This is a genomic window from Amycolatopsis sp. A1MSW2902 (assembly GCF_017312175.1).
GTDB lineage: Bacteria > Actinomycetota > Actinomycetes > Mycobacteriales > Pseudonocardiaceae > Amycolatopsis > Amycolatopsis nivea.
Genome location: NZ_QJPO01000001.1, coordinates 364,798 through 386,714, shown reverse-complemented (window position 1 = coordinate 386,714; position 21,917 = coordinate 364,798). Strand labels below are relative to the sequence as shown.

The 21,917-nt window shown below is 70.1% G+C and carries 18 protein-coding genes; 9 read left to right on the top strand and 9 right to left on the bottom strand.

The features are described from left to right. Positions 1 to 34 precede the first annotated feature (34 nt). Positions 35 to 640 carry a LysE/ArgO family amino acid transporter gene (locus DMP23_RS01840; RefSeq protein WP_337819956.1) on the bottom strand — a complete coding sequence of 202 codons (606 nt, stop codon included), beginning with the start codon at positions 638 to 640 and terminating at the stop codon, positions 35 to 37. Between the two features lie 70 nt (positions 641 to 710). Here DMP23_RS01840 and DMP23_RS01835 point away from each other — a divergent pair, with 70 nt between their 5' ends. Continuing rightward, positions 711 to 1,595: a LysR family transcriptional regulator ArgP gene (locus tag DMP23_RS01835; RefSeq protein WP_337819955.1), complete on the top strand. Its 885-nt coding sequence runs from the start codon at positions 711 to 713 to the stop codon at positions 1,593 to 1,595. 3 nt (positions 1,596 to 1,598) lie between these two features. On the opposite strand, the gene DMP23_RS01830 is transcribed toward DMP23_RS01835, so the two are convergent. After that, positions 1,599 to 3,671: an AMP-binding protein gene (locus DMP23_RS01830; protein WP_037818776.1), complete on the bottom strand. Its 2,073-nt coding sequence runs from the start codon at positions 3,669 to 3,671 to the stop codon at positions 1,599 to 1,601. Positions 3,672 to 3,818: 147 nt separating this feature from the next. Here DMP23_RS01830 and DMP23_RS01825 point away from each other — a divergent pair, with 147 nt between their 5' ends. From DMP23_RS01825 to DMP23_RS01805, 5 genes are all read left to right on the top strand, one after another. Then, positions 3,819 to 4,364 (top strand): universal stress protein, encoded by a 546-nt coding sequence (locus DMP23_RS01825; protein ID WP_337819954.1) that lies wholly within the window; start codon positions 3,819 to 3,821, stop codon positions 4,362 to 4,364. Next, complete coding sequence (locus DMP23_RS01820; protein ID WP_134732921.1) at positions 4,361 to 5,116, top strand: putative protein N(5)-glutamine methyltransferase; 756 nt, start codon at positions 4,361 to 4,363, stop codon at positions 5,114 to 5,116. Before DMP23_RS01825 ends, DMP23_RS01820 begins: the two co-directional genes overlap by 4 nt. Positions 5,117 to 5,182: 66 nt before the next feature. After that, positions 5,183 to 6,340 (top strand): glycogen synthase, encoded by a 1,158-nt coding sequence (gene glgA, locus DMP23_RS01815; RefSeq protein WP_134663472.1) that lies wholly within the window; start codon positions 5,183 to 5,185, stop codon positions 6,338 to 6,340. Next, a complete protein-coding gene (gene glgC / locus DMP23_RS01810) occupies positions 6,337 to 7,554 on the top strand; it encodes a glucose-1-phosphate adenylyltransferase (protein WP_275294692.1) in 1,218 nt (405 codons plus the stop codon). The genes glgA and glgC overlap by 4 nt, the downstream gene beginning before the upstream one ends. 129 nt (positions 7,555 to 7,683) lie before the next feature. Beyond that, positions 7,684 to 8,676, top strand: coding sequence for an aldo/keto reductase (locus DMP23_RS01805; protein WP_134732925.1), 993 nt, complete (start codon positions 7,684 to 7,686; stop codon positions 8,674 to 8,676). Positions 8,677 to 8,738: 62 nt separating this feature from the next. Here the strand turns inward: DMP23_RS01805 and DMP23_RS01800 are convergent, their stop codons facing one another. Then, a complete protein-coding gene (locus DMP23_RS01800; protein WP_337819953.1) occupies positions 8,739 to 9,938 on the bottom strand; it encodes a glycosyltransferase in 1,200 nt (399 codons plus the stop codon). Between the two features lie 126 nt (positions 9,939 to 10,064). On the opposite strand from DMP23_RS01800, the gene DMP23_RS01795 reads away from it, so the two are divergent. The 3 genes from DMP23_RS01795 to DMP23_RS01785 all read left to right on the top strand — a co-directional run bounded on the left by DMP23_RS01795 (position 10,065) and on the right by DMP23_RS01785 (position 13,234). Then, on the top strand, positions 10,065 to 10,829 hold the full coding sequence (locus DMP23_RS01795; protein WP_337819952.1) for an SGNH/GDSL hydrolase family protein: 765 nt from the start codon (positions 10,065 to 10,067) through the stop codon (positions 10,827 to 10,829). 376 nt (positions 10,830 to 11,205) lie between these two features. Then, positions 11,206 to 11,931 carry a GntR family transcriptional regulator gene (locus DMP23_RS01790; RefSeq protein ID WP_037818785.1) on the top strand — a complete coding sequence of 242 codons (726 nt, stop codon included), beginning with the start codon at positions 11,206 to 11,208 and terminating at the stop codon, positions 11,929 to 11,931. Between the two features lie 568 nt (positions 11,932 to 12,499). Further along, positions 12,500 to 13,234 (top strand): sulfite exporter TauE/SafE family protein, encoded by a 735-nt coding sequence (locus DMP23_RS01785; protein ID WP_337819951.1) that lies wholly within the window; start codon positions 12,500 to 12,502, stop codon positions 13,232 to 13,234. Positions 13,235 to 13,269: 35 nt separating this feature from the next. Here the strand turns inward: DMP23_RS01785 and DMP23_RS01780 are convergent, their stop codons facing one another. From DMP23_RS01780 to DMP23_RS01755, 6 genes are read right to left on the bottom strand one after another with little or no spacing between them, the layout of a single operon-like run. Next, positions 13,270 to 15,099 carry a sialidase family protein gene (locus tag DMP23_RS01780; RefSeq protein ID WP_337819950.1) on the bottom strand — a complete coding sequence of 610 codons (1,830 nt, stop codon included), beginning with the start codon at positions 15,097 to 15,099 and terminating at the stop codon, positions 13,270 to 13,272. Next, positions 15,096 to 17,102 carry a beta-galactosidase gene (locus DMP23_RS01775; protein ID WP_337819949.1) on the bottom strand — a complete coding sequence of 669 codons (2,007 nt, stop codon included), beginning with the start codon at positions 17,100 to 17,102 and terminating at the stop codon, positions 15,096 to 15,098. The genes DMP23_RS01780 and DMP23_RS01775 overlap by 4 nt, the downstream gene beginning before the upstream one ends. Next, positions 17,102 to 18,031, bottom strand: coding sequence for a dihydrodipicolinate synthase family protein (locus DMP23_RS01770; RefSeq protein ID WP_043833635.1), 930 nt, complete (start codon positions 18,029 to 18,031; stop codon positions 17,102 to 17,104). The genes DMP23_RS01775 and DMP23_RS01770 overlap by 1 nt, the downstream gene beginning before the upstream one ends. Beyond that, on the bottom strand, positions 18,028 to 18,993 hold the full coding sequence (locus tag DMP23_RS01765; protein WP_337819948.1) for an ABC transporter ATP-binding protein: 966 nt from the start codon (positions 18,991 to 18,993) through the stop codon (positions 18,028 to 18,030). Before DMP23_RS01765 ends, DMP23_RS01770 begins: the two co-directional genes overlap by 4 nt. Beyond that, entirely contained in the window at positions 18,990 to 20,951 is a 1,962-nt protein-coding gene (locus tag DMP23_RS01760; protein WP_337824340.1) for a dipeptide/oligopeptide/nickel ABC transporter permease/ATP-binding protein, read from the bottom strand. Before DMP23_RS01760 ends, DMP23_RS01765 begins: the two co-directional genes overlap by 4 nt. Next, a complete protein-coding gene (locus DMP23_RS01755) occupies positions 20,951 to 21,910 on the bottom strand; it encodes an ABC transporter permease (protein WP_037713542.1) in 960 nt (319 codons plus the stop codon). The genes DMP23_RS01760 and DMP23_RS01755 overlap by 1 nt, the downstream gene beginning before the upstream one ends. Between the last annotated feature and the right edge of the window lie 7 nt (positions 21,911 to 21,917).

Genomic DNA, 21,917 nt, shown 5'->3' with positions numbered 1-21,917 from the left:
CGCTAAATGTCTCGTTCGCCGGAAGCCTGCTGGTTTATCCCTGATGAAGCAGCAACGCGACTCCCAGCGCGGTCATGGTCGTCGCGATCACGCCGTCCAGGATTCGCCAGGCGGTGGGACGTGCGAAGACGTCGGACAGCTTTCGCGCGCCGAGTCCGAGCGTGCTGAACCAGACGGCGCTCGCGACCACCGCGCCGATGCCGAAGAGCCAGCGGCTGTCGCCGTGTCCGGCCGCGACGGAGCCGAGGAGAAGGACGGTGTCGAGATAGACGTGCGGGTTGAGCCAGGTGAGCGCGAGGCAGGTGAGGAGGACGCGCTTAGGCGAAGACAGGTCGGCCGGGGCGACGGCCAGCGTGCCCGGCCGGAAAGCCCGGCGCGCGGCGAGGATCCCGTATCCCACCAGGAAAAGCCCGCCGACGATCGCGATCGCCTTGATCGCAGACGGCCACCGCTGCAGCACCGCCCCGATCCCGCTCACCCCGGCGGCGATGAGGACCGCGTCGGACAGCGTGCAGACGAGGATCACCGGCACGACGAGACCTCCGCGCAATCCTTGGCGGAGCACGAAAGCGTTCTGCGCGCCGATGGCGACGATGAGGGACAAGCCGGTGCCGAACCCGGCGCTGAGCGCTGCGATCACCCTGCCGACGGTAGAAGCGGTCGTCCGCATTATTCCAGGTAAAGATTCTGAACTAAGATAAGCGTTCGTGATGTCCGATCTTCCGCTCGACCAGGTTCGCACCTTGCTGGCGGTGGTCGACGAGCAGTCGTTCGACCGGGCCGCCGCCGTCCTGCACGTGACGCCGCCCGCGGTGAGCCAGCGGGTGAAGGCGCTGGAGCAGCGGATCGGCCGGGTGCTCGTGCTGCGGTCGAAACCCGTGCGGCTCACCGAATCCGGCGAGGTGCTGGTGCGGTTCGCCCGGCAGCTGACGCGGCTCGAATCCGACACCCGCGCGGAACTGGGCCTCGGCGGAGCTGGCCAGCCGACGACGCTGCCGATCGCGGTCAACGCGGACTCGCTGGCCACCTGGTTCCTGCCCGCGCTCGAAGAGGTTCCCGCCGAACCGCCGGTCTCGTTCGACCTGCGCAGCGACGACCAGGACCATACGGCCGCCCTGCTGCGCGAGGGGCTGGTGATGGCCGCGATCACGGCGACGCCGCAACCGGTGCAGGGCTGCACCGTCCGCCGCCTCGGCACGATGCGGTACCGGGCGGTGGCGTCGGCGGAGTTCGTGCGCCGCTGGCTGGACGGCGGCGCGCTCGCGGAGCGGCTGCCCGCCGCGCCGGTGGTGGTGTTCGACCGGAAAGACGATTTGCAGGACCGGTTCCTGCGCCGCCTGACCCGGCGCAAGCTCTCGGGCCGCGTCCGGCACTGCATCCCGGCGTCGGTGTCCTTTGTGGACGCGGTGGCGGCCGGGCTCGGCTGGGGGATGGTGCCGGAGCTGCAGCTGTCCGGACGGGAACTGGTGGATCTCGCGCCGGACCGGGCGGTGGACGTGGCGTTGTACTGGCAGCAGTGGAAGCTGGACTCGCCGTCGCTGGCCGCGGTGGCGGAGGCGGTGGGGAGGGCGGCTGGGCGCGCGTTGGGGCCGTAGGGCCTACCCCTGCGCGATCGGCCAAAGGTCGTCGTTGAGAAGCCGCTTCACGATCTTCCCGGTCGCATTGCGCGGAAGCTCCGGCACGAAGTACACATCGCGCGGCACGGCGAACCTCGCGAGCCGCTGGTGGATGTAGTGCCGGACGTCCTCCGCGTGCATGCGGGCGCCGCGGCGGAGCACGACGTACGCGGCCAGCCGCTGGCCGAACTCGTCGTCCGGGACGCCGACCACGGCCGCGTCCGAGACGCCCGGCAGTGCGGCCAGCGCTTCCTCGACCGGGCGCGGGAACACGTTCTCGCCGCCGGACACGATCATCTCGTCGGCCCGGCCGGTGACGAACAGCCGTCCGGACGCGTCCTGGTAGCCGACGTCGCCGGTGGCCATCAGGTCGTGCGCGCGGGGGACGCTGGAACCGTTGGTGTAGCCGTCGAACAGCATGTCGTTGGCGACGAAGATCTGGCCCTCGTCGCCGGGCGGGACCGGGCGGCGGTCGTCGTCGAGGATCGCGACCTGGGTGCCGGGCGGGCAGCGGCCCGCGGACGTCGGCGCGGCGCGCAGGTCGGCCGGGTCGGCGATGCTCGCCCAGGACACCTCGGTGGAGCCGTAGAAGTTGTAGAGGACGTCGCCGAAGGTGTCCATGAACGACGTCACGAACGCGCCCGGCATCGCCGATCCGCTGCTCGCCACGATCCGCAGCGACGACAGGTCGTACCGGTTGCGCACGCGTTCGGGCAGGTCGAGGATCCGCTGCAGCATGATCGGGACCGCGAACAGCGCGTCGCAGCGGTGCTCGGCGATCGTGCGCAGCGTCTGCTCCGCGTCGAACCGGCGGATCAGCGACAGCTCCGCCCGCAACGCCATGCCGAGCTGCATCGCGGCCAGTCCCCAGCTGTGGAACAGCGGGGCGGCCACGGCGATCTTGTCCCGTGCCCGCAACGGGATTCGCGACAAAACGGTCGCCGACGTGCTCACGCCCTTCGGCGTCGGACGGCGCGCGCCCTTCGGGGCTCCGGTGGTGCCGGAGGTCAGCACGACTATCCGGCCCTCGTGTTCGCTCGGCTTCGGCCGGGTCGTCGGGGCGTCTTGGAGCAGTTCGTCGAGCGTGCGGTAGCCCTGGTCGGCGTCGTCCCACGTGCTCACGCGCGGGAATTCGCCGGGCACCGACGCGATGATCGGCGCGAACTCGTCGTCGGCGAGCACCGCGGCGGGCGGGTGCTGCGTGAGCACCTCCTCGACGGCGGCGGGGGAGAGACCGGTGTTGAGCAGGACGACGTCGGCGCCGAGTTTGCTGCAGCCGACGAACGCCTCGATCATCGCCGCGTGGTTGCGGCACATCAGCGCGACCCGCGAACCGGGCTTCACGTCGAGCGCGGCCAGCGCGTTGGCCAGCTGGTTGCTGCGTTCGTCGATCTCGCCGAACGTGCGCGTGTTGCGCTCGTCGTGCACCGCGACGTCGTCGGCCCCGCGCGCGGTCGCGGCGAGGTATCCGCCGGCCAGGGTCGCGCCCCAGCGGGCGAGGGAACTGAGCTGCTTGACCATCTTGTCCGGCCGTCCCGCGGCCAGCACGCCCGCGCGGACCAGCGTGTTCGCCGTGCGCAGGGCGGTGGCGGGCTCCTGCTCCGGCGGGTCGCCCGGCAGCCCGGACAGCTGCTGCCCGATCCGCTTCGCCAGCTGCTTGAGCAGGCCTTTCGCCGTGCCGCGGGCGAGCAGGTCGGAGTGTTCCGGCGGCAGCGACGGGAGCATCATCCGCAGCACGATCTCGGTGCCGCCGCGCGGGACCGGCCGCAGTTCGACCGACACCCAGGTGCGCTCGTCCGGCAGGCCGCACCAGACGACGTGCTCGCCGGGGCGGTACACCGCCGCGTGAATCGTGCCCTCGACCATGGTGTGCCGGTCCGGGGCCAGCCGGATCAGGCAGTGCGGCCCGCGCCCGCGCTCGGCCGGAACGGTGACCTCGCACCAGCTGATCGCCGGGACGAACCTCGGGTACAGCTCCGGACTGCCGACTATCTGCCACACCTGTTCGGGCGAGTGCCCGACCACCGCACTCGCCTCGACTACATCGTCTCGCATCGCGATCCGCCTCGCCGCCGCACGCGTGTGGGCTCCCCGGTCCTTCCCGGACGCGTGTTCAGGTTGCGGGGACGCTACCAGGCACGAGACGCCCGGGGTACTCCGAAAGGCCCAAAATCCAACTGGGTGGGAATTTTCTTGCGGAGCGTGCCCGAGGGTGACGGGCGCGACCCGGCGAGGTCCGGCACGCCGGACATAATGGGCCGGGTGGAGCAACTGGTCGAGGAATACGGACCCAGCTGGGACCCGGGCCCGTACGAACGGGGCACCGACGGACCGCGCGTGATCCTGGTCGGCGCGGACACTTCGCCGACCGGGCTGCGGGCGACGGCCTACGGCGGCGGCCTCGCGCGGAGGCAGCGCGCGCGGCTGGTCGTGGTGTACGTGGCCGCGCCGACGGTGTGGACCGGCCTCGCCGCGGCCGCGGTCGTCGACGTGCAGCAGCAGACCTTCGAGGAAGAGATCGAGCAGCTGCGCGCGGAACTGCGCGACCGGGCGGCCGACCTGCAGGTGCCGGTCACGTTCGTGGTCCGCCGCGGCGAGACCTTCCCCGAACTGCGCCAGGCCGCGCAGGAGGTGAACGCGGACATGGTCGTGGTCGGCGCCTCCGAACAGGGCGGGCACCGGCTCGTCGGTTCGGTCGGCAACCGGCTGGTGCGCGCCGCGACCTGGCCCGTCGTCGTGGTGCCGTGAGCGACTTCGAGGACACTGTCGCGCGGCTGCGCGCCGCCGGGTGCGTGTTCGCCGAGGACGAGGCCCGGCTTCTGCTGGGCCAATCGGGCGATCTGGCCGGAATGGTCGAGCGCAGGGTTGCCGGAGAACCGCTGGAGTACATCCTCGGCTGGGCGGAATTCGTCGGCCGCCGGTTCGTTGTCGCGCCGGGCGTCTTCGTGCCCCGGCACCGCACGGAACTGCTCGTGCGGCTGGCTGCCGGGTTCGCGCGCGAGCAGTCGGTAGTGCTCGATCTGTGCTGCGGCTCCGGTGCACTGGGCGCAACGGTCGCGGCCGAGGTACCCGGAATCGAGCTGCACGCGGCGGACGTCGAGCCCGCCGCGGTGGACTGTGCGCGGCAGAACGTGCCTGGTGAGGTCTACCAAGGCGATCTCTACGCCCCGCTTCCGCAGCGGTTGCGCGGCCGGGTGGACGTGCTGATCGCGAACGTCCCGTACGTCCCCACTGACGATGTCGCGCTCATGCCACCCGAGGCGCGCGACCACGAACCCCGTGTCGCGCTCGACGGGGGAGCCGACGGCCTCGACGTGCTCCGTCGCGTCGTCGCCGAGGCTCCGGAGTGGCTGGCTCCGGGCGGGCACGTGCTTTTCGAGGCCAGCGAACGCCAAGCCGACGCCGCGACGGCCGAACTGCGGCGGGCGGGGCTGGTCGCGTGGGTGGAAGAAGAGGACGAACTCGGCGCGACCGTCGTGGTAGGACGGCGCGAACACTGAGCGGCGAACCGGATTCGCCCGCTTTCCGTACTGCGTGCGTCCGGGGCGGACGTCTAGGGTCGACCCATGAAGGTCGGCCTGCTCACCCGGGAGTACCCGCCGGACGTGTACGGGGGAGCGGGGGTGCACGTCGAGTTCCTCGCGCGGGAACTGCGGTCGCTGGTCGACCTCGACGTGCACTGCTGGGGCCCCGACCGCCCGGACGGCGCGCACGGGCACCGCGACGCGCACGGGTACGCCCAGCCCGCGTTCGCCACCATGGACATCGCGGTCTCGATGGCCGACGCCCTCGCCGGGCACGATCTCGCGCACAGTCATACCTGGTACGCGAACCTCGGCGGCCATCTCGCGAAGCTCGCGCACGGCATCCCGCACGTCATCACCGCGCATTCGCTCGAACCGCTGCGGCCGTGGAAGGCCGAGCAGCTCGGCGGCGGCTACCGGGTGTCGTCGTGGATCGAACGCGACGCGTACGAGGCGGCGGACGCGATCATCGCGGTCAGCTCCGGCATGCGGCGCGACGTGCTCGCCGCGTACCCGAACGTCGATCCGGCGCGGGTGCACGTGGTGCGCAACGGCATCGACACCGAGCTGTACCAACCCGATCCGGGCACCGATGTGCTGGAGAAACACGGCATCGACCCGAACCGGCCGTACGCGTTGTTCGTCGGGCGGATCACGCGGCAGAAGGGCGTGCCGCATCTCGTGCGCGCCGGGGCCGCGCTGGACGAAGACGTGCAGCTGATCCTGTGCGCGGGCGGTGCGGACACACCGGAGCTGGACGCGGAGTTCCGCGGGCTTGTCGCTGAGCTCCAGGAGAACCGGTCCGGCGTGCACTGGATTCCGGAGATGCTGCCGCGCACCGAGGTCGTCCAGCTGCTGACGCACGCGCTGGTGTTCGTGTGCCCGTCGGTCTACGAGCCGCTCGGCATCGTGAACCTGGAAGCGATGGCGTGCGGCACCGCGGTGGTGGCCAGCGACGTCGGCGGCATCCCGGAGGTGGTCGCGGACGGCGAGACCGGCGTGCTGGTGCATTACGACGAGAACGAGCCCGGCGCTTTCGAGGCCGGGCTTGCGCGCGGGATCAACGACCTGGCCGCGGATCGCGATCGCGCCACCCGGCTGGGCCTCGCCGGACGGGACCGCGCGGTGGGAGAGTTCGGCTGGGCAGCGATCGCCGCCGCGACGGTCGGGGTTTACGAGGCGTGCGGGAGGGTTTCGTGATCGACGGATCCGATGTGCTGGGAATCGTCCTCGCCGGCGGCGAGGGCAAACGGCTGATGCCGCTGACCACCGACCGCGCGAAACCCGCGGTCCCGTTCGGCGGCGTGCACCGGCTGGTCGACTTCGTGCTCTCCAATCTGGTGCACGGCGGGATCCGCCGGATCTGCGTGCTGACGCAGTACAAATCGCATTCGCTGGACCGGCATATCTCGACGACCTGGCGGCTGTCGTCGCTGACCGGCGAGTACGTCACGCCGGTGCCCGCCCAGCAGCGGCTCGGCCCGCGCTGGTTCCAGGGCAGCGCGGACGCGATCCACCAGAGCCTCAACCTCGTGCACGACGAATCGCCCGCGTACATCGCGGTGTTCGGCGCGGACAACATCTACCGGATGGACCCGCGCCAGATGATCGACGCGCACATCGCGTCCGGCGCGGGGGTGACGGTCGCCGGGATTCGCGTGCCGCGTGCGGAGGCCCGTTCGTTCGGCGTGATCAGCACCGAGGACGGGACGAAGATCGACGCGTTCCTGGAGAAACCCGAGGACCCGCCCGGCCTGCCGGATTCGCCGGACGAATCGTATGTGTCGATGGGCAATTACGTCTTCACGACGCAGGTGATGCTCGACGCGCTGCACGCGGACGCCAAGAACCCGGCGTCCAAACACGACATGGGCCGCGACATCATCCCGGCGCTGGTGGAAAAATCCGAGGCGGCGGTTTACGACTTCAACGGCAACGTGGTGCCGGGCGAAACAAGCCGGGACCACGGTTACTGGCGCGACGTCGGAACGATCGACAGCTATTACGACGCGCACACGGACCTGATCTCGACGCAGCCGATTTTCAACCTGTACAACCGGAAATGGCCGATCCTGGCCCATCCCGGCCAGCGCGCGGCGGCGAAGTTCGTGGAAGGCGGCACGGCGACCCAGTCGATCGTCAGCAACGGCTGCATCATTTCCGGCGCACAAGTGGTGGATTCGGTGCTGTCGCCGGATGTTTTCATCGAGAACGGCGCTGTCGTGCAGGGTTCGGTGCTGCTGGACGGCGCACGGGTCGGCCGCGGCGCGGTGGTGCGGCGCGCGATCCTGGACAAGAACGTCGTCGTCCCGCCCGGTGCGCACATCGGGGTGGACCTGGCGCGGGATCGCGGCCATTACCACGTGAGCGATTTCGGGATTGTCGTGCTGGGCAAGGGAGAAACCGCGATCTAGGGCCGCTGTCCTGGCGAGAGGGGTTCTCGCAGTACCTGCATCATCAGGATCTCCCAGATGTCGGAAGGGCCTGCCTAATCTGTGGGCAGTAGCAATGGCCTGGATGATGTTTACTGAGGAGCATTTGCGGTGCAGAAGCGCTTGCTGGGACAGCAACTCGAAGTTTCGGCCCTGGGACTGGGCTGCATGGGCATGAGTTTCTTCTACGGCGAGCCCCCGGGCCGCGCCGAGATGACGAAACTGCTGCGGGCGGCCGCGGACCGCGGCGTGACTTTCTTCGACACCGCCGAAGTCTATGGTCCTTTCACCAACGAAGAACTGGTCGGTCAGGCGTTGGCTCCGGTGCGCGACCAGGTGGTGATCGCCACCAAATTCGGCATCCGGCACGGCGAACACGGACCGAGCCCGATGTCGGGGCTCGACAGCCGCCCGGAGCAGATCCGCCGGGTGACCGAGGCGTCGCTCACGCGTCTTCGCACCGATCGCATCGACCTTCTCTACCAACACCGCGTCGATCCCCAGGTGCCCATTGAAGACGTGGCGGGCACGGTAAAAGAGCTGATTTCCGAAGGCAAGGTCAAGCACTTCGGTTTGTCGGAGGCGGGCGCGGCGACAATCACCCGCGCTCACGCCGTGCAGCCGGTAACGGCGCTGCAAAGCGAATACTCGTTGTGGACGCGCGAGCACGAAGCCGAGATCATTCCGACCTTGGAGAAGCTGGGCATCGGCCTGGTGCCCTACAGTCCGCTCGGAAAAGGCTTTCTGACCGGCAAAATCGATGATCGCACGCCTCTGGCCGACAACGACCTCCGCCGCTCCCTGCCGCGCTTCACGCCCGAAGCGCGACAGGCCAATCAGGCGCTGATCGAGTTGCTCCAGCAGATCGCCGGCGACAAGAAAGCCACCCCGGCCCAGATCGCTCTCGCTTGGGTGCTGGCGCAAAAGCCGTGGTTCGTGCCGATCCCCGGTACCACCAAACTGCACCGCCTCGAAGAAAACCTTGGCGCGCTCGACGTCGAGCTGACGCCCGGCGACCTGCAGCACATCGAGGAGGCCGCGGCACAGATTCCCATTCGCGGCGAGCGCGTTCCCGAGCAGTTGAAATCGCTGTTCGGCCGCTGAGCGCGCGGGCCGAACCGGCCGACGGTCCTGCCGGGTCCGCCCCGCGCGGTGCCGGATCCGGTTCAGCTCAACGCGGCGAGGGCGCGCGCGATGACGTCGGAAGGGCTCGGCTGCCCGGCGATCTCCACGCGCACCTCGGCCGCCGCCGTGGAGAACGCATCGTCCTCGAGCACCTGCCGCACCAGTTTCCGCATCGTCTCGACGTCCACAGCGGACGGATCATGGCTCAGCCCGACGCCTCGCTCGACCACCCGCTCCGCCGACATCGGATTGTCCGCGAAACTCGGCAACACCACCTGCGGCACCCCGTAGAACAACGGCGCGGCGGTAGTCCCGGACCCGCCGTGGTGCACGATCGCGGAACACCCCGGCAAGAACGCCGAGAGCGGCAGATACCCCACCGACCGGACGTTCTCCGGAAGCTCGCCGAGCTCGCTCAGATCAGCGGTGCCCGCCGCGAGGACGACCTCGACGTCCATCCCGCCGAGCGCGTCCAGCACGACCTTCAAACTGCTGACCCCGGTCATCGCCGGGACCACCGTGCCCAGCGTGACCGCCACCCGCGGCCGTTCCGGCTTCCGCAGCGCCCACTCCGGCAGCACCGCCCCGCCGTTGTAAGGGACGAACTGCATCGGCCACCAAGGCGTGCCGTCGCGTTCGTCGACGTGCTCCTCGTCCGCGCGCAGCCCGCCCATGCTCGGCGCGCGCGGGTCGATCCGGGCGACGACGTTCGGCGGCGCGTCGCCGATGCCGAGCTTCTCGCGCATCAGCGCGACGAGCTCGCCGCTCAAGAAGTCGTCGTGCTCGGTGCGCCACGAGAGGTCCCTGGCCGACCACGAGATCCGGTTGCCGACCTCCAGCGCGGGCACGCCGAGCGCGACCGCGGCGAGCGCGCCGGCCCCGTGGTCGGACGGGTAGACGACCAGGTCCGCGCCGAACGCCCGGCCCGCTTCGACGGTGCCCTCGGTCATGGCGGCGGTGAAGAGCCCGAACGGACCCTGCGCCTGCCGCGCGAGCCGGTATTCCTCGGGTTCGTCCGCGTCCGGGGCGGAACCGTCCTTGACGTTCGCCAGCAGATCGGCCCAGATGTCGCGGCCGGGGAAGACGTCGGCGACCGGCAGCCCGGCGCGCGCGGACACCTCGGCGATCTCGGCGGTGGTGGCCAGCAGCACCTCGTGCCCGGCGGCGCGGGCGGCCCAGACGACCGGGATCAGCGGGAGGGTGAGCCCGTACCCGGGCGCGGTGGCGAACAAGATCTTCACCTCCTCGAGACTGCCAGAACCGTGACGCTCCCCGCATCCAGGTTTCTGTTCGGGCACACCGGTAACGCGCGGGGCGGCCGCCGCGACACATCCGCAGATCATCCTCCCCGGAAAGGCCCGGTCCCCATGCGAAAAGCCCGTGTCGCGGCATTGCTGACCCTGGTCGGCTTCGGCATCGCGATGTCCCCCGCCGTCGCCGCCGACGCCGGGCAGACCAGCACCTGGTGCACCAAAAAGGAGCAGATCGCGATCCTCGGCACGTCGGCCGACACCGGCTACGGCACCACGGGCTACCAGTCCACTACGGACACTTACGCGCCGACCACGTACGGCTGGACCACGAAAATCGCCAACGACCTGCACGCCGAGTGGAACACCACCACGAAGAACTACGCGCACAACGGCGCGATGGCCACCGACTACCTCCCCGGCGGCCGCTGGCCCGACACGACCGGCGCGCTCGCCGACATCACGCAGCGCCAGCCCGACCTGGTGCTCATCGACCTCGGCGGCAACGAGCTGATCTCGCAGACCGACCCGGCGGTGTTCAAGGCGAACCTCGGCAAGGTCATCGACAACATCCGCGCCGCGCGGCCCGGGGTCGACATCCTGCTGTCGATCTACGCCGAGCTGAAGTGGACGCCCAACCCGTGGGGCGGGCAGACGCAGAAGTACTTCTGGTCGCAGTACGCCTCGTCGATCTACGAGACGGCGGTCGCCAAGGGGACGGCGCTCGTCGACCTGCGGCAGTACATCCCGCCCGCGGGCTCGGCGAACCTGCCGAACCCGAGCCCGTGGCTGGCGGACAACGTGCACCTGAACGACGCGGGGAACCTCGCCGAGTACGGGATGTGGTGGGGCTGGACGTCGAGCTTGGGGAGCATTTGCTGAGCGCTTCGGCGGCTGGACGCTGAGGCGCGGGGCGGTGCGGGCTTGCGGCCGGTTGCGGTGGGGCTTGCGGTCGGTCGCGGTGCGCGGTGCGCGGTGCGCGGTGCGGCTTTGCGGCCGGTCGCGGTGCGGGCTGCGGGCTTGCGGCCGATCGCGGTGCGGGCTTGCGGTGGTGGCTCAACGGAACTCTCCGCCGAAGGTGACGGAGGCCGCTGGCCTAGCCCGGCTCCGATCCCGCCGGAGCGTCCGCGCTCGTCCGGCCGGTTCGCGGTGGCGGAACGCGCCACCGGGTCGCCGTTCCCGCTGCTCACGGCGTTTCCGCAGGTCAATGCGGGTGGCGTAACCTCGGCGTAATCAAAATCCAGGTAGCGTCGCCGAAGTGGTGACTACGCAGCGGAGGGCGGAACGGGCCCGGCAGGTGGCCGACGGGTTGCGGCAGCGGATCGTCGCGGGCGAGGTCGGGGATCTGCTGCCGGGCGAACGGGCGCTGGGCGAGTGGTTCGGCGCGTCGCGGAACGTCGTGCGGGAAGCGCTCGGCTTGCTGCGGGACGAAGGGCTCGTCGAGCGCAGGCAAGGCGTCGGGACACTGGTCGTGCGGCCGAAATACGGGCACGGGCTCGATCGGCTGACCGGGCTGGCGGAGGCGCTCGAAGGGCACGGCGAGGTCGTGAACGAGGTGCGCACCGCCGAGACGGTCGCCGCGCCGCCGTCGGTGGCCGAGCGGCTCGGCCTGGCGGCGGGGGAGCAGGTCGTGCATCTCGAGCGCGTCCGGCGGCTGGGCGGGGCGCCGTTGTCGCTGGACTCGACCTATCTGGTCGCGGATCTGGGGATTCCGTTGCTGGGGAAGGACCTGGCGCACCGGGACCTGTTCGCGCTCCTGGAGGAGACGAACGGCATCCGGCTGGGGCGGGCGGAGGTCGAGGTGCACGCGGTGTCCGCCGGGCCGGATACGGCCGCGCTGCTGGACATCGCGCCGGGGACGGCGGTGTTCGCGCTGGACCGGTTGACCCGGCTGCCGGACGGACGACCGGTCGACGCGGAGTGGCTGCACATCCGCGCGGACCGCCTCACGCTGCGCGCGACCTTGCAACGCGGGGCAGCGTGATCCGGCGAGCCTGGTGCGTGGTTATGCCAGTTCTTACCGGCACAAACACGCACGACGCCCGAGTGCGCTGCGGTTTCTGGCGGCGGGGTGGGTGCGGGCTGGGTGACCGTGCGGCGGAGTGCGGAAGAGAGAGCGGCTTCCGGCGGGTGGGAGTGCGTTGCGGTTCCCGGTGGCGGACCGGGCGCGGACAGGGTGACCCCGCGGCGGAGCGCGGAAGAGCGAACGGCTTCTGGTGGCGGAGTGGGCGTGGGCCGGGTGGCTCCGCGGGCGAGTGCGGAAGAGAGAGCGACGTCCGGCGGGTGGGAGTGGGCTGCGGTTTCCGGTGGCGGACCGGGCGCGGACAAGGTGACCGCGCGGCGGAGCGCGGAAGAGAGAGCGACGTCCGGTGGGCGGGAGTGCGCTGCGATTCCCGGTGGCGGACCGGGCGCGGACAAGGTGACCGCGCGGCGGAGTGCGGAACAGAGAGCGACGTCCGGCGGGCGGGAGTGCGCCGCGATCCCCGGCGGCGGACCGGGCGCGGACAAGCCGACCCCGCGGCGGAGCGCAGAAGAGAGAACGACTTCCGGAGGTGCCCGAGGTGATCGCCGCGCTCATTGTCACCGGATTGCTGGCCGGGATCGGCATCACCGCCGTCGGGCCGGGCGGGGTGCTCGCGACGGTCGGGTTGTTCGTCTTCACCTCGCTCACCCCGGCGCAGGTGGCGGGCACCGCGATCGTCACGCATGTGGCCACCGGGATCCTCGGCAGTGCCGCGTTTGTCCACTCCGGACAGTTGCGGGAACCCGAAACCCGGCGGGTGGCGCGAGTTCTCGCCGCGGCCGCGTTCGTCGGGACGCCGCTGGGGGTGCTGCTGAACTCCTGGGTGTCCACCAAGGTGTTCGGGATCGTGCTCGGCGGGTTCGCGCTGGTCGTGGCGGTGTTCGTCGGGCTGAAGGGGCGGGAGCGGGCGGTCGGGCTGCCGGTCGCGGGGGCGATCGGGGCGGGCGTCGCGGTGGTCGCGGGGCTGGTCGGCGTCGGCGGGCCGATGCTGGCGGTGCCGTTGCTGGTCGTCGCCGGGATGCCGGTGCTCGGGGCGCTCGCGGCGGCGCAGGTGCAGTCGGTGGTGATCGCCAGCGTCGGGACACTCGGGTATGTCCTGCACGGCGCGGTCGATTGGCGGCTGGCGGCGATTGTCGGGATCCCTGAGTTGGCGGGGGTCTTGATCGGATGGCGGATCGCGCACGCTCTGCCGACCAAAACGCTCAAAGCCGCCCTCATCGCGGTGTTGGTCGGGATCGCGCCGTATCTCGCGTTGCACGGCTGAAGCCGGGTGGCAGTCACCCGGCTTCAGCCGGTGCGTTACCGGTCGAAGGGCAGTTCCATGACCGCGCCCGGGACCGGTTTCCCGGCGCGGACGGCGGCCAGGTCCGCAGTGGACAGTGCCCGCCGGAACAGGCGGCTGTCGTCCAGCGCGCCGGACAGGTGCTGCGCGCCGTCCAGACGTTCGCCCAGCCACAGCTGGAACGAGACGGTCTGGGTGACCGACCCGGGCGAGTCCGGACCGGACGCGGCTACCGCACCGTCGACCAGGATGCGGAGCTGGCCGCCCGATCGTTGAAGCGCCACGTGATGCCACTTCTGATCGTCGTACGCTGACTGCGTGGTGACCGATTTGCTCCCGGCCGCAGTCGTCATCATCGCGATCAGGCGATGCGACGCGGGTTCGGCGCGGAGCCACAGCTGCGGAGCGGTGGAGCCCATTCCGCCCAGCCACAGCAGCGGCTGCGGGTCCTTCGATGCGCCGTAGTTGACCCAGGTGGAGAAAGTGAAGTCGCCTGAGCCGACCAGTTGCGCCGGCGAGTACGGGACGCGGACGAAGCCGTTCTTCAGCTGGACCGCTTTGCCGAACTTGCCGGGAACCAGCTTGGCGTCGCCGAGGATGCGCGCGGACTGTCTACTTGCGACGTCCGGAGTGGACACTCCCGGCGAACGCTTCCAGCCGAGGTAGTTCTCGTCGAAACGGGCGAAGCGGATCTCGTCGCGGGCGTCCACCGCGCCGCCCTCGTACATCAGGCCGATCTTCGCGTTCCGGTCCTGCGGGCCGCTGAGCTGGACCAGGTCGGAGTAGCCCGACCAGTCCGTCGTGATCCGCGTGCCCTGGTCCGCGTTTTCCCACGTGCGACCGTCGTCATAGGACGAACGGATGGTCATCCACCGGCGCCGGTCGGTGTCGGCGGGGGAGGCGAACAGGATCCGCTTGCCGCCGGGACGGTCCAGGCGCAGCAGGGAACCTTGCACCATCGGCGTCACGAGGTCGGGGATCGTGGTGAAGCGCTGGGAGAACGTTTCGCCGCCGTCCCGGCTCAACGCGTAGTCGCGGTTGCCGATGTCGGTGCCGCTTTGCTCGCGGCCCCCGGCGTAAATCGTGCCGTCCGGCAGTTCCACGACACTGACTTCCGACGGCTTTTGCGTAAAGGTGCCGCCCACCGGATGCAGGTAGTTGTCGACAGCGCCGACGTGCCAGGAGGAACCGCCGTCGTCGCTGTAGATGAGCCCGGCGTAGTTTTCGACGGAATTAGTGCCGTCACTGCGTTCGGCGTTCACGCCGAAGACGAGCCGGCCCGCGTGCTGGCCGTGCTGGAGCTGGATGCCGTGCACCGGACCCGAGGCGTACCAGGAATCCCACGCGGGCAGCTTCGCCTGCGCGCTGATGTCGACCGGCGTGGACCAGGTGCGGCCGTCGTCGGTGCTGTACTGCGAATGCGGCGTGCGCGGGCACGGCACGTCACAGCCCTTGTCGTCGGTGCGGCCCTTGTTGTACGTGGTGATCAGGACGATCCGGCCGGTCTTGGTGTCCACAATGGGCACCGGGTTGCCGTGGGTGTCCCCGCCACCGCGGTTGACTACCTGCAGCGGCGACCAGGTAGTCCCGCCGTCGCTCGAGCGCTTCAGCACCAGGTCGATGTCGCCGGTGTCGCCGCAGTTGTTCTTGCGGCCCTCGGCGAAGGCCAGCAGCGTGCCGTGCGTGCTGCGGACGATCGCCGGGATGCGGAAACACGCGTATCCGGTTTCCTGATGCGGGTTGAAGAGCGCTTGCTGATCGAATTGCGGCGCGGCTTGGGCCGCACCGGCGGGAGCGAGGAAAGCCAGCAGCACGAACGCCAGCACCACGCGAAGGGCGGTTCTCATCTGGTCTCCGTTCCGAACTGTCCGGAAAGGACGGCCACGCCGTGTGCGGCCAGTTCCACTTCGGACGATGGCTGAGCGGGATCGGTGAGCAAGTCGGTACCAGGGGAAGGCAGCGAAACGGTGACGGCTGCATCGTTGTGGTTGAGCAGGAACAGATAGTCGTCGGCACCGTGCCGCACGATCGCCTGGACACCGTCCGGCAACCCGGGCAGCACCGGCGAAACTCCGGCCTCGGCGGTGATCCGGTCGAAAAGCGTGCGCATGACGTCCGCGTCCGGCCGGGTGCCGAGGTACCACGCGACCCCGGAGCCGAACTCGTGCCGCGTGATCGCGGGACGACCGGCCAGCGGGCCTTCGGCGAAGGTGGCGACGACGTCCGCGCCTTCGGCTTCGATCCATTCGGACCAGATCGTGGCGCCGACGGTCGTGCCGTCGAGGTCGAGCGTGGTGGAACCACCTTCGGGCAGCGGCCAGAACTCGTCGACGCGCAGGCCGAGAATGTCCCGCAGGGGCGCGGGATAGCCGCCGGTGTACACCCGGTCGTTCTCGTCGGCGATGCCGGAGAAGAACGACACCGCCAGATGTCCGCCACCCTCCACATAGGAGCGGAGATTGGCCGCGACCGCACTGTCCATCAGGTACAGATTGGGGACAACGACGAGCCGGTACCCGGACAGATCGCGTGACGGGTGCACGACGTCGCAGGTGACGTTCGCGTCGAAGAGCGGCGCGTAGTGCGCGAGATGCGCGTCGAGCTGGCTGAGGTCGTCCGACGGATGCGAGTTCAGTTCCAGCGCCCACCAGCTGTTCCAGTCGTGGAGGACCGCAACGTCGGCCTTGACCCGGCTGTCCGCCAGCTGCGGCAGCGACGCCAACTCCTGGCCGAGGTCGCGCACCTCGCGGAACGTCCGGGTGTCCGGGCCGCCGTGCGGCACCATCGCGGAGTGGAACTTCTCGGCCCCGCCCGGGGTCTGCCGCCACTGGAAGAACAACACCGCGTCCGCGCCGCGGGCGACCGCCTGCCAGCTGCCCAGCCGCATCGTCCCCGGCGGCTTCGGGCTGTTGCGGGTGCGCCAGTTGACCGCGCTCGGCGCCTGCTCCAGCAACAGCCACGGCTGACCGTCCTTGATGGACCGGACCAGGTCGTAGGCGAAGGCCGCTTCCAGGTGCCCGCGCGGATCGTACGGGTCGGGGTAGGAGTCGAGGCTCACGATGTCCTCGTGCGGCACCCACTTGTTCCAGTCGAGCGACTTCTGCACCAGGCCGACGAAGTTCGTGGTCACCGGGACGTCCGGGGTGATCCGGGCCAGCACCTCGCGCTCGTTGAGGTAGCAGCCGAGCGACGCGTCGGAGGAGAACCGGTGGTAGTCCAGCTGGTGCGCCGGATTCGGGAAGGTCGGCGCGACGCGCGGCGGCTGGATCTCGGCGAACTCGGAGTACCGCTGCGACCAGAAAGTCGTGCTCCAGGCGTCGTTCAACGCCTCGATGCTGCCGTAGCGCTCGGTAAGCCAGCGCCGGAAGTCCACTGCGGACTCGTCGCAATAGCAGGCGCGGATGTGGCAGCCGAATTCGTTGCCGATGTGCCACATTTCCAGCGCCGGATGCCCGGCGTACCGGGTAGCGACCTGTTCGACCAGCCGGGCGGCGTGCTCGCGGAACACCGGGCTGGACGGGCAGAACTGCTGCCGCGCACCGGCGGACAGCCGGGTCCCGTCCGCGCGCACCGGCAGGATTTCCGGATACTGGTGGGAAAGCCACGGCGGCGGCGAGGCCGTCATGGTGGCGAGACAAGCGCGGACCCCGCCGGCGGCGAGGTTGTCCATCACCGTGTCGAACCAGCCGAAATCGAATTCGCCCGGCCGCGGTTCCACCTGCGCCCAGGAGAAAATCCCGACCGTCACCATCGAAACCGACGCCTCGGCCATCAGTTTCAGATCTTCCGCCCACACGTCGGGCGACCAATGCTCGGGGTTGTAATCCCCGCCGTAGTACAGCCGATCCATCAGAGGAGACCCGCTTCCGCTAGTTTTCCCTTGATCTGCAGCAGTTCGTCGTCGTTGAGGGGGAGCTGCGGCGGCGCCATCACCGCGTTGTCGATGAATCCGCGCATCTTCATCGACGCCTTGAACGCGCCGAGCGCGGCCGAGCCGCGGCCCATCCGGTTCGGCGGCGCCACGTCGGTGATGCTGAACAGCGTCAGCAGCCGTTCCTGCTCGCGTCGCGCGGCCTGCGGGTTGCCGCCGCGGAAGTGGTCGTAGATCAGCACATAGCCGACCGGGTCGACGTTTCCGAGTCCCGGCACCGCGCCGTCCGCGCCCTGCGCGAGCGCGGAGTCCACGAGCAGTTCGGATCCGGTGAACACGGCGAACTGCTCCAGCCCCCGTTCGCGGCGCTGCTGCAGGACCATCCGGAACCCGGCTTCGTCGCCGCTGGAATCCTTGAGCCCGGCCAGAACGCCGTCCGCGGCCAGGTTCAGCACCATGTCGCGGTCGAGCTTCGTGTGCACGGCCACCGGGATGTCGTAGGCGAAAATCGGCAGCGACGTCCGCTCGTGCAGGAGCCGGAAGTGCCGGTCGATCTCCGCGACGTGCGTGCGCGTGTAGTACGGCGCGGTCACCACGATGGCGTCCGCGCCGGCCGCTTCGGCGGTCTTCACGTGCTCCGCGACGCGCAGGGTCGTCATGTCGATACAGCCGGCGAGCACCGGGACCCGCCCGGCGACCTGGTCGACCGCGGTTTCGACGGTGATCCGGCGCTGGTCGTCGGGCAGGAAGGCGACCTCGCTGGACGATCCGAGCACGAAGATCCCGTGCACGCCGGCGTCGAGCTGGACTTCGATGTGCCGCCGCAGCGACGCCGTGTCCACGGTGAAATCGTCATGGAACGGCGTGCACAGCGGCGGGATGATGCCGGCGAACTTGGGCGCAGTCATGAGGCGGTCACTCCGGTCGTGATCTCGGGATGGATGCAGCGGTACGTGTGCTCGTCCGGCCCGGACTGCGGTGGCAAGGCGAGGGAGCACTCATCGGTGGCTTTCGGGCAGCGCGTGTGGAACGGGCAGCCGGGCGGCGGCGCGGTCGCCGACGGCACCGGTCCACTGAGGACAATCGGTTCCACCGGGTGCAACAGGCTCGGCGTCGCCGAAAACAGCGCCCGCGTGTACGGATGATGCGCGTGGTGCGGCAGTTCCGCGGCCGGGGCCTGTTCGACGATCCGGCCGAGGTACATCGTCACGATGCGGTCGCTCATCCGGCGCACGGTCTGGATGTCGTGCGACACGAACACCATCGCCAGTTCGAGCTGTTCGCGCAGTTCCAGCAACAGGTTCAGGATCTGCGCGCGCACCGAAACGTCCAAAGCGGACGTCGGTTCGTCGGCCACCAGCAACGCCGGCCGCAAGGCGAGCGCGCGGGCGATCGCCACGCGCTGCCGCTGTCCGCCGGACAGTTGCGACGGCAGCGCGTCGGCCACGCTCGACGGCAGGCCGACGAGGTTCATCAGCTCCCGGACCCGTTCGACGCGCTCCTCGGCCGTGCCGATCTGGTGCACGTCGAGCGGGTCGCGCAGGATCTTCGAAACGGGCAGCCGCCGGTTCAGCGCGGTCGACGGGTCCTGGAAGATCATGCCGACTGTGCGGCCCAGTTCGGCCGGACGCAACGCGGACAGCGGTTTCCCGTCGTAGCGCACGGTGCCGGAGGTTGGCTTCTGAAGCCCGACCAGCACTTTGGCCAAAGTGGACTTTCCGCAGCCGGATTCCCCGACCACGCCGACGGTTTCGCCCTTCGCGATGGCGAGGGTCGCGTCGGTGAGCGCGTAGACCCGGTCGTGCCCGAACAGGCCGGACCCGCGGATCTTGTGCACCACATGCACGCCGTCGACCTCGACGAGGCTCATGCCTGCGCTCCTTCTGCCATAGCCGCGACGGGGCTCTCGGCGGGATAGTGGCAAGCCACGAGATGTCCGTTGCCCGAAGGCTCAGGCGCGACCTCGAAGCAGTGCCCGCGAGCGGCGGGACACCGGCTCGCGAACCGGCAGCCGGGCGGGAAGTCCGCCGGTGCGGGCACGACGCCCTTGATCTGGGTGAGCTTCGCTTCGTTCTCCTCCAGCGACAGCACCGCGCTGAGCAGGCCGCGCGTGTAGTGGTGCCGCGGCGCGCCGACGACAGCCGCGGTCGCGCCGGTCTCGGCGACCTGCCCGCCGTACATCACCACAACGCGGTCGGCGATGTCGGATACCAGCGCGAGGTCGTGTGATACCAGCACCAGCGCGAAGCCCAGTTCCTCCTGCAACCGCAGCAAAAGCGCCATGATCTGCGCCTGCACGGTCACGTCGAGCGCCGTCGTCGGCTCGTCGGCCACGATCAGCTTTGGGCTGCGCGACAGCGCCATCGCGATGAGCACGCGCTGCCGCTGCCCGCCGGAAAGCTCGTGCGGATACGCCCGCAGCGTCCGGCCGGGATCGAGGTTGACCAGTTCGAGCAGCTCTTCCGGCGTGCGCGTGCCGCCGCGCCGGGTGAACTGCTTGAGCTGCGCGCGGATCGTCATCGCCGGGTTCAGCGAGCTGAGCGCGTCCTGGTACACCATCGCCAGGTCGTGCCCGAGGTGCCGGCGGCGGACGTTCGGCTTCATGGTCAGCAGGTCGTCGCCCGCGAACCGGATCTCGCCGCTGAGCCTCGCGGCGTCCGGCTGCAGGCCCATGATCGACAGCGCGGTCAGCGATTTCCCGCAGCCCGATTCGCCGACCAGCCCCAGCACCTCGCCGGAACGGACCGAAAAGGACACTCCGTCGACGACGTTGACGCCGTTGTGCCGGTCCGGGAACGAGATCGCGAGATTCTCCACCGCCAGCACGGTTTCCCGGCCGGACAGATCCCTCGCCTTCGCCGCCAGCCGTTGCCCGGCTTCGCGCAGACCACGCAGCGGCAGCACTGCCGGAACCGTTTCGGGGGCCAGTTCGATCTGCTGCGCCGCCTCGGCCGCCTTCGCGGTGAGGGCCGACGGCGCGGCCCAAGCGTCGGAGATCCCCTCGGAAAGGATGTTCAACGCCAGCACCGTCGCCAGGATCAGCAGGCCGGGGAACAGCGTCGCCCACCAGCCGCCGGTCAGCACAAGGTCCTTGCCGTCCGACAGCACCGAACCCCACGACGGATCAGGTGGCTGGATCCCCGCCCCAATGAACGACAGCGACGCCTCGAACACGATCGCGTCCGCCACGGTCACCGTGCAGTACACGAGGATCGGCGCGGCGCAGTTGACCGCGACGTGCCGGGCGAGGATGAACAGCCGTTTCGCCCCGATCACCCGCTCCGCCGCGACGTAGTCCTCGCCGTACTGCGCGAGCACGTTCGCCCGCACCACCCGCGCCACCGGAGCCATGTTGAGGAAGCCGATGGCGAGGATCAGCACCAGGATGCCGCGGCCGAACACCGCCACCAGCACCGCGGCGAGCGCGATGCCGGGGAAGGCCATCAGGACGTCGAGGACCCGCATGACCAGTCCGTCGGCCCGGCGGCCGGACGTCGCCGCGAACGAGCCGACGACGACGCCCGCGACCAGCGCCAGCAGCGTCGCGCCGAGGCCGATCGCGAGCGACCAGCGGGTCCCCGCGACGAGCCGGGAGAAGATGTCGCGGCCGGACTGGTCGGTGCCGAACCAGTGCGCCGCGCTGGGCCCGCCGGTGTCGGTGCTGAGCAGATCCGGATTGTGCGTGGCCACGACGGTGCCGAGGACCGCGACGAGCCCGAGCACGATCAGCACGCCCAGCGCGATCCACGAGGACAGGGGAAGCCGCCGGAACCGGACGCCGGGCCGGGAGAGCCGGGCGGTCAGGTTCGGGCGGAGGACCGGGCGCATCACGAGCGGCTCCGCAGACGGGGGTTGGCGACGAGGTAGAGCACGTCGACGATCAGGTTCACGAGCACGAACCCGGCCGCGATGGTGATCACGAAGCCCTGCACCTTGGCGGTGTCGCCGTCCTGCACGGCCTGGATCATGTTCTGGCCCATGCCGGGCAGCGCGAACATCGTCTCGATCACCACCGCGCCGCCGAGCAGGTAGCCGACCCGCAGGCCGAGCACGGTCAGCGGGTTGACCAGGGCGTTGCGCAGCACGTTCCGCCCGACCACGACGACCGGCGGCAGCCCGCCGCCGCGTGCGGTGCGCACGTAGTCCTTGTCGAGTTCCTCGACCATCGACGTGCGGATCACCCGGGTCAGCTGCGCGGCGACCGGCGCGGCCAGCGCGATCGCGGGCAGCGTCAGCGAGTTCAGCCAGCCGGAGAACGAATCCGCCGGGCTGACGTAGCCGCTGGTGGGGAACAGGCCCTTGCCGACCGCCAGCCACTGCACCAGCAGCAGCGCGATCCAGAACGCCGGGGCGGCGACGCCGGCGAGCGTCACGAACCGGATCAGGTGGTCCGGCCAGCGGCCGCGGAACAGCGCCGAGGTCACGCCGAGCACGACCGAGACGACGAGCGCCAGCGCCAGGCCGAGCAGGGTCAGCTGCACGGTGAGCGGGAGCGCGGTGGCGATGGTCTGGCCCACCGGCTCCTTGGTGATCACGCTCGTCCCGAAGTCGCCCTGCAGCAGATGCCACACGAAGTGCACGTACTGCAGCGGCAACGGGTCGAGCAGGCCGTTCTGCTCACGGAACTGCTGGAGCTGGTCAGCGGTGGCGTTGGCGCCGTTGAACGCGGCCATCGCCGGGTCGACCGGCGAGAACCGCATCACGATGAACACGAACAGGATCACGCCGAGCAGCAGCGGGATCAGGGCGAGGATGCGGCCGGCCAGCATCCGCACGACGACTGTCACTTCGCGG

What these genes read in the sequence shown, in the direction of transcription:
- DMP23_RS01835 (WP_337819955.1), top strand. Translation starts at nt 711, where the DNA reads ATGTCCGATCTTCCGCTCGACCAGGTTCGCACCTTGCTGGCGGTGGTC.
- DMP23_RS01830 (WP_037818776.1), bottom strand. Translation starts at nt 3,671, where the DNA reads ATGCGAGACGATGTAGTCGAGGCGAGTGCGGTGGTCGGGCACTCGCCC.
- glgA (WP_134663472.1), top strand. Translation starts at nt 5,183, where the DNA reads ATGAAGGTCGGCCTGCTCACCCGGGAGTACCCGCCGGACGTGTACGGG.
- DMP23_RS01795 (WP_337819952.1), top strand. Translation starts at nt 10,065, where the DNA reads ATGCGAAAAGCCCGTGTCGCGGCATTGCTGACCCTGGTCGGCTTCGGC.
- DMP23_RS01780 (WP_337819950.1), bottom strand. Translation starts at nt 15,099, where the DNA reads ATGAGAACCGCCCTTCGCGTGGTGCTGGCGTTCGTGCTGCTGGCTTTC.
- DMP23_RS01775 (WP_337819949.1), bottom strand. Translation starts at nt 17,102, where the DNA reads ATGGATCGGCTGTACTACGGCGGGGATTACAACCCCGAGCATTGGTCG.
- DMP23_RS01770 (WP_043833635.1), bottom strand. Translation starts at nt 18,031, where the DNA reads ATGACTGCGCCCAAGTTCGCCGGCATCATCCCGCCGCTGTGCACGCCG.
- DMP23_RS01765 (WP_337819948.1), bottom strand. Translation starts at nt 18,993, where the DNA reads ATGAGCCTCGTCGAGGTCGACGGCGTGCATGTGGTGCACAAGATCCGC.
- DMP23_RS01760 (WP_337824340.1), bottom strand. Translation starts at nt 20,951, where the DNA reads ATGCGCCCGGTCCTCCGCCCGAACCTGACCGCCCGGCTCTCCCGGCCC.